Origin of the sequence: Paracoccus endophyticus (assembly GCF_003286075.1) — a bacterium.
Classification (GTDB): Bacteria; Pseudomonadota; Alphaproteobacteria; order Rhodobacterales; family Rhodobacteraceae; genus Paracoccus; species Paracoccus endophyticus.
The window spans coordinates 1-5,109 of the sequence record NZ_QLUV01000036.1 but is presented as its reverse complement, the minus strand read 5'-3'; the positions used below and the strand labels follow the sequence as shown (position 1 = coordinate 5,109).

Sequence of the window (5,109 nt, the reverse complement as noted above, 5' to 3'; positions counted from 1 at the left end):
GCGCATCGGCGTGGCGGATTTCCAGCGAGGTCTTGATCAGCAGCGTCACCAGCCCCAGCAGCGCCAGCAGCGCCGCCATCGAGAAGGCCGCGACGCTCATGTATTCGTTGTAAAGCATCTCGATGGTGATCGGCACCGTCGCGGTCTGGCCGCGGATCTTGCCCGATACCACGGCCACGGCACCGAACTCCCCCATCGCCCGGGCGTTGCACAGCAGCACGCCGTAAAGCAGCGCCCAACGGATGTTGGGCAGTGTCACGGTGCGGAAGACCCGCCAGCCGCTTGCGCCCAGGGTCAGAGCAGCCTCCTCCTCGGCGCGGCCCTGCTCGATCATCACGGGAATCAGCTCGCGCGCAACGAAGGGGAAGGTCACGAACATCGTCGCCATGATGATGCCTGGCAGGGCGAAGACGATGGGGAAGCCGTGGGCCACCAGCCAGCCGCCGATCACCGAATTCGCGCCGAACGTCAGCACGATGCAGAGCCCGGCGACCACAGGGCTGACGGAAAACGGCAGGTCGATCAGCGTGATCAGGAAGGCCTTGCCGCGAAAGTCGAACTTGGTGATAGCCCAGGCAGCGGCCAGCCCGAAGACCGCGTTCAGCGGGACGGCGATGGTCGCGACCAGCAGCGTCAGCCGGATCGCCGACCACGCCTGCGGGTCGGACAGGCTTTCGACGGCCGCGCCAAACCCGCGTGACAGCGCTTCTGCGAAGACGGTGGCCAGCGGTGCCAGCACCATTGCGCCGATGCCAAGGGCCGACAGCAGGATCAGGATCAGGCGGGCGGCGGGGGCCTCATTGGTCGCCGCACGGAACCTGTGCGGGACCACACGGGGGGTGCGGGCGGACGGGGGAAGGGCAATCTCAGACATGGGCGATCCTCTGCGGCGCGGCTCTGCCAGCGGCACGGGCGCGGATACGGGTGGTGCCCTGCAGGTGCGGGGCCGTGCCTAACGAGGCGTTGGCCACCGACAGCACCTGCGCGGTCGCCAGGGCGAGGACCAGAGCGACGGCAGGCGCCAGCACCAGGGTCAGCGCGGCCCACAGGATGCCCGCACCTGAAAGCCAGGCCGCCAGCGCAAGAACCCAGCTGCCAAGCCCGGCCGCGATGCCCAACACAAGGCCGGCGCCTGCGGGCAGCATGGCCCGTGTGCCGTGCGGCGTGAACGCAAAAGCGTGGTCAGACATATCCGATCCTCCGGCGGCTCCAGATCTGGATGAGGTTGATGGCCAGGAGCATTGCGAAGGAGATCAGCAGCATGGCGATGCCGATGGCCGCGGCGGCGTCATAGTTGTATTCCTCAAGCTGGATCACGATCAGCAGAGGCGCGATCTCGGTCAGAAGCGGGATGTTCCCGGCGATGAAGATGACGGACCCGTATTCCCCGACCGCGCGGGCCAGCGCCAAGGCAAAGCCCGTCAGCGCTGCGGGCGCCAGCATCGGAAGGATCACGTGGCGCAGCGTGTGAAGACGGGATGCGCCGAGGGTGGCCGAGGCTTCCTCGACTTCACGCTCGATTTCCTCGATCACCGGCTGCACGGTGCGGGTCACGAAGGGCAGGCCCACGAAGATCAGCGCGACCAGAATGCCCCATTGCGTATAGGCGACCTTGACGCCTACCTCTGCCAAGACCGAGCCGAAGGCGCCGTTCGGCGCATACAGCGCCGTCAGCGCAATGCCGGCGACAGCGGTGGGCAAGGCGAAGGGCAGGTCCACCGCCGCATCCAGCAGTCGGCGGCCGGGGAAATCATAGCGCGCCAGCACCCAGGCCAGCACGACCCCGAAAACCAGGTTGAACAGCGCCGCCAGGAAGGACAGGCGGAAGGACAGCCACAGCGCGGTCCAGACCCGTTCGCGGTTCACCGTGGTCCAGACGTTGACCAGGCCGAAGTCAGTGCCTTTCAGCAGCAGGGCGCCGATCGGCAGCAGCACGATCACCGACAGCATGGCCATGGTGATCCCCATGGCGATGCCGAAGCCCGGCATGGAGGATGGTTGCACGAAGGGACGCCGGATCATTTCGGCACATAGATCTGGTCGAAGATGCCGCCATCGCCGAAATGCTCGGGCTGCACCCTGGCCCATCCGCCGAAATGGGCGATGTCCACCAGCTCGATCTCCGGGAAACGGGCCACATCCTCGGCTGCTGCGGCCGATGTGTCCCAGGCACGGTAGTAATGCCTGTAGGCCAGCGCCTGTCCCTGCGGCGAATACAGGAAGTCGAGGTAGCCCTCGGCCAGCTTGCGCTGCTCGTCATTGGCGATGTTGGCCTCGACAATGGCGACCGGCGGCTCGGCCAGCACGGACACCGAGGGCACGACGATGTCGAACTGGTCCTCGCCCAGTTCCTTCAGGGCCAGATAGGCCTCGTTCTCCCACGCCAGCAGCACGTCGCCGATGCCGCGCTGCGCGAATGTCGTGGTTGCGCCCCGCGCGCCCGAATCCAGCACCGGCACGTTCCTGAACAGTTGGCCCACGAACGTCTTGGGGTCCTGCCCGTTGCGTTCCGCCCAAGCCCAGGCCGCCAGATAGTTCCAGCGCGCCCCGCCCGAGGTTTTGGGGTTGGGCGTGATCACCTGCACGCCCTCTGCCACCAGATCGCCCCAGTCGGTGAGGCCCTTGGGGTTCCCTTCGCGGACCAGGAAGACGACCGTCGAGGTATAGGGCGACGAGTTGTGCGGCAGCTTGCCCTGCCAGTCGGCGGGCAGCTTGCCAGCCTGGGCGATCCGGTCGATGTCCGAGGCTAGCGCCAGTGTCACCACCTGCGCGTTCAGCCCGTCCACGACCGACCGCGCCTGCGCGCCCGAGCCGCCGTGGCTCGCTTCGATCTGCGGGACGGGGTTGCCTTGCGCAGTCCAGTAGTCGCTAAAGGCCGCGTTGATCTCGCGATACAGTTCCCGCGTCGGATCGTAGCTGACGTTCAGCAGCGTCTCGGCGCGGCTTTCCCCGACACTCAGTGCGACCGCGGCGAGGATCGCGCCCCAGGTCAGCAGCGGGCGCATCCGCCGCAAGGGCGCCAGGATCTCGGCCGCCGTCAAGGGGGCGGGGCGGGGGGCGATGGAGCCAACAGTCTGGCGGGTCATCTGATCGGTCCTCCTGAACATGCGCCGCAGCCCACGGCCGTGCGTCATGCCAGAAATATCTATCCATGAAGTCGTGTTTAGCAAGAGAAAAATCACGTCCAAGTTAGTAGTTATTATGGAAGACTGCTCTCCGGCCCGAAGCGGGCGGACCGCTGCTCTCTGTACTCGGAGGTTGGTTTCTGGGGAAAAGCGGATCGTCCGCCGTTCAGACCGACTGCCAGCGGCACCCGCCCGTCAGGGTTCCGCGATGACCCGGCTGGCGAGATCACCCGACCGCACCAGGTCGGCAAGCGTCAGCGAATCGATGATCAGCAGATAGGTCCAGAACACGTCGGCAAAGGTCTTTCGGATGCGGCAGGTTTCCTCGTCCGTGCAGTCGGGGCAACGCTGATAGGCGCTGCGCGACAGGCAGGGCAGTGGCGCCAGCGGGCCATCGATCAGGCGCAGCAGCTCGGACAGCTTCACCTCGGTCGGGCGCTTGACCAGTACATAACCCCCTGCCCGCCCGCGCTTGGATGAGATGACCCCAGCATCCCGGATTTCGAGCAGGATATGTTCCAGAAACCGCTTGGGCGTGCCGGCTCGCTTGGCGACCTGCTCGATGGGCAGCGCCTGCGGCGACTCCGAGGCTGCCTCGTCCGCCAGCACCAGCAGCGCCTTCAGCGCATATTTCATCTTCTGCGTGATCATTAGCAAGCCGTAGGCAGGCGCCGGGCGGTCCGCAAGCGTTGCCAGAAGCGCGATAAAAGACGGCTCATTTAATAGACATTATTCTGCCAAGATGCCAGCCATGTGGCCGCGACAAGAAAACGCCAAGACCGCGCTTGATCTCATCGACCGCAAGATCGTCGCGGCCCTGATGCAGGACGCGCCTCAGCCGATTGGCCGGATTGCCGACCAGGGGGGCTGTCGCAACGTCCTGCTGGAAGTGCATCCAGAAACTGGAAGGAGCAGGCGTGCTGACCGGCCGGGTGGCTCTGGCCGGCCCTGCCAAGCTGCCTCCGGGGCTGCCGTGTTCGCCGGAGTCGAGGCGCCGGACCGAATATGGAGCACTCTATCCGAAGACGCGCAGTTCAGTTGGGGCATACCCAAAAGGACGCATTATAAGGTATACTGGCAAGAAATTGGTCCCATGATGATGAGTTCGGATGCTCACGCCCGTCTGCCTTGTCAGTTCGAACTATACCATTGTAGCTTCCTAATACGCAGCGCGGAAAAGAACCTTCAGGAGTAGCCCGACATGCCGGCGCAACGGGTCAAGATCATCGAAGGCGGCAAGCTCATCATCCCGGCGGCCATGCGGCGGGAGCTCGGTATCGCGACTGGCGATACCGTGCTCCTCGACATTGAGGACGGTGAGCTGCGGGTCCGATCGCTGAACCAGGCCATCGCGCGGGCTCAGGCTATCCTGCGCCGCCATGTGCCTGAAGGTGTCTCCCTGGCCGAGGAGCTGATTGCTGACCGTCGGCGCGAGGCCGAGCGTGAATAGGGTCGTGGTGCTCGACTCCTCCGCACTGCTGTGCGTGCTGAACGGGGAAGCCGGAGCCGAGCGCGTGGCGCAAGTCTTGCCCTCGGCCGTGATCGGAGCAGCGAACCTGGCCGAGGTCGTCACCAAGCTGCGACAGCGGGGTCTGAGCGTGGAGGAGGTGGACGACGTCCTGGGAGGCCTCAACCTCGATGTCCGCCCGCTTACGGCCGCTCACGCCTATGCCACGGGTCATCTGCGGCCTGCCACGCGCACCCTCGACCTTTCCCTCGGCGACCGCGCCTGTCTCGCTCTTGCGGCGGAGCTCGGCGCCCCTGCCGTTACCGCCGATCAGGCCTGGGCCGGTGCCGAGGCCGGCGTGGATGTCGAGGTGATCCGATAGCAGAGCCGGCGACCCTCGCAGGCCTTCACTGTGGTGGACGCTGGGTTGATAGATGCGCTAGTCGTGTCTCGGAAGTGGTGGAAATTGGAAGGCGGCGTAATCTCCGGGTGAAGTCTCACCCACCCAACCGGCGGCGGCAACCGCCAGGGAGATCA

7 protein-coding genes are annotated in these 5,109 nt (G+C 65.6%); 2 read left to right on the top strand and 5 right to left on the bottom strand.

The features are described from left to right. The 5 genes from cysW to DPQ23_RS15030 all read right to left on the bottom strand — a co-directional run. The coding region (gene cysW / locus DPQ23_RS15050) for a sulfate ABC transporter permease subunit CysW (RefSeq protein ID WP_112875574.1) at positions 1-874 on the bottom strand (874 nt) is incomplete at its 3' end. Further along, positions 867-1,190: a hypothetical protein gene (locus DPQ23_RS15045; RefSeq protein ID WP_112875573.1), complete on the bottom strand. Its 324-nt coding sequence runs from the start codon at positions 1,188-1,190 to the stop codon at positions 867-869. The genes DPQ23_RS15045 and cysW, both read right to left, overlap by 8 nt. Continuing rightward, positions 1,183-2,022, bottom strand: coding sequence for a sulfate ABC transporter permease subunit CysT (gene cysT / locus DPQ23_RS15040; protein ID WP_112875572.1), 840 nt, complete (start codon positions 2,020-2,022; stop codon positions 1,183-1,185). The genes DPQ23_RS15045 and cysT overlap by 8 nt, the downstream gene beginning before the upstream one ends. Continuing rightward, positions 2,019-3,005, bottom strand: coding sequence for a sulfate ABC transporter substrate-binding protein (locus DPQ23_RS15035; RefSeq protein ID WP_112875576.1), 987 nt, complete (start codon positions 3,003-3,005; stop codon positions 2,019-2,021). The genes cysT and DPQ23_RS15035 overlap by 4 nt, the downstream gene beginning before the upstream one ends. Before the next feature lie 315 nt (positions 3,006-3,320). Then, on the bottom strand, positions 3,321-3,776 hold the full coding sequence (locus DPQ23_RS15030) for an Rrf2 family transcriptional regulator (RefSeq protein WP_112875571.1): 456 nt from the start codon (positions 3,774-3,776) through the stop codon (positions 3,321-3,323). A gap of 550 nt (positions 3,777-4,326) precedes the next feature. Here DPQ23_RS15030 and DPQ23_RS15025 point away from each other — a divergent pair. Together DPQ23_RS15025 and DPQ23_RS15020 are read left to right on the top strand one after the other, a co-directional pair. Continuing rightward, positions 4,327-4,575, top strand: coding sequence for an AbrB/MazE/SpoVT family DNA-binding domain-containing protein (locus tag DPQ23_RS15025; protein ID WP_112875570.1), 249 nt, complete (start codon positions 4,327-4,329; stop codon positions 4,573-4,575). Next, positions 4,541-4,954 (top strand): type II toxin-antitoxin system VapC family toxin, encoded by a 414-nt coding sequence (locus tag DPQ23_RS15020; RefSeq protein WP_205961487.1) that lies wholly within the window; start codon positions 4,541-4,543, stop codon positions 4,952-4,954. Before DPQ23_RS15025 ends, DPQ23_RS15020 begins: the two co-directional genes overlap by 35 nt. Positions 4,955-5,109: the final 155 nt, after the last annotated feature.

What these genes read in the sequence shown, in the direction of transcription:
- DPQ23_RS15045 (WP_112875573.1), bottom strand. Translation starts at nt 1,190, where the DNA reads ATGTCTGACCACGCTTTTGCGTTCACGCCGCACGGCACACGGGCCATG.
- cysT (WP_112875572.1), bottom strand. Translation starts at nt 2,022, where the DNA reads ATGATCCGGCGTCCCTTCGTGCAACCATCCTCCATGCCGGGCTTCGGC.
- DPQ23_RS15035 (WP_112875576.1), bottom strand. Translation starts at nt 3,005, where the DNA reads ATGCGCCCGCTGCTGACCTGGGGCGCGATCCTCGCCGCGGTCGCACTG.
- DPQ23_RS15030 (WP_112875571.1), bottom strand. Translation starts at nt 3,776, where the DNA reads ATGATCACGCAGAAGATGAAATATGCGCTGAAGGCGCTGCTGGTGCTG.
- DPQ23_RS15025 (WP_112875570.1), top strand. Translation starts at nt 4,327, where the DNA reads ATGCCGGCGCAACGGGTCAAGATCATCGAAGGCGGCAAGCTCATCATC.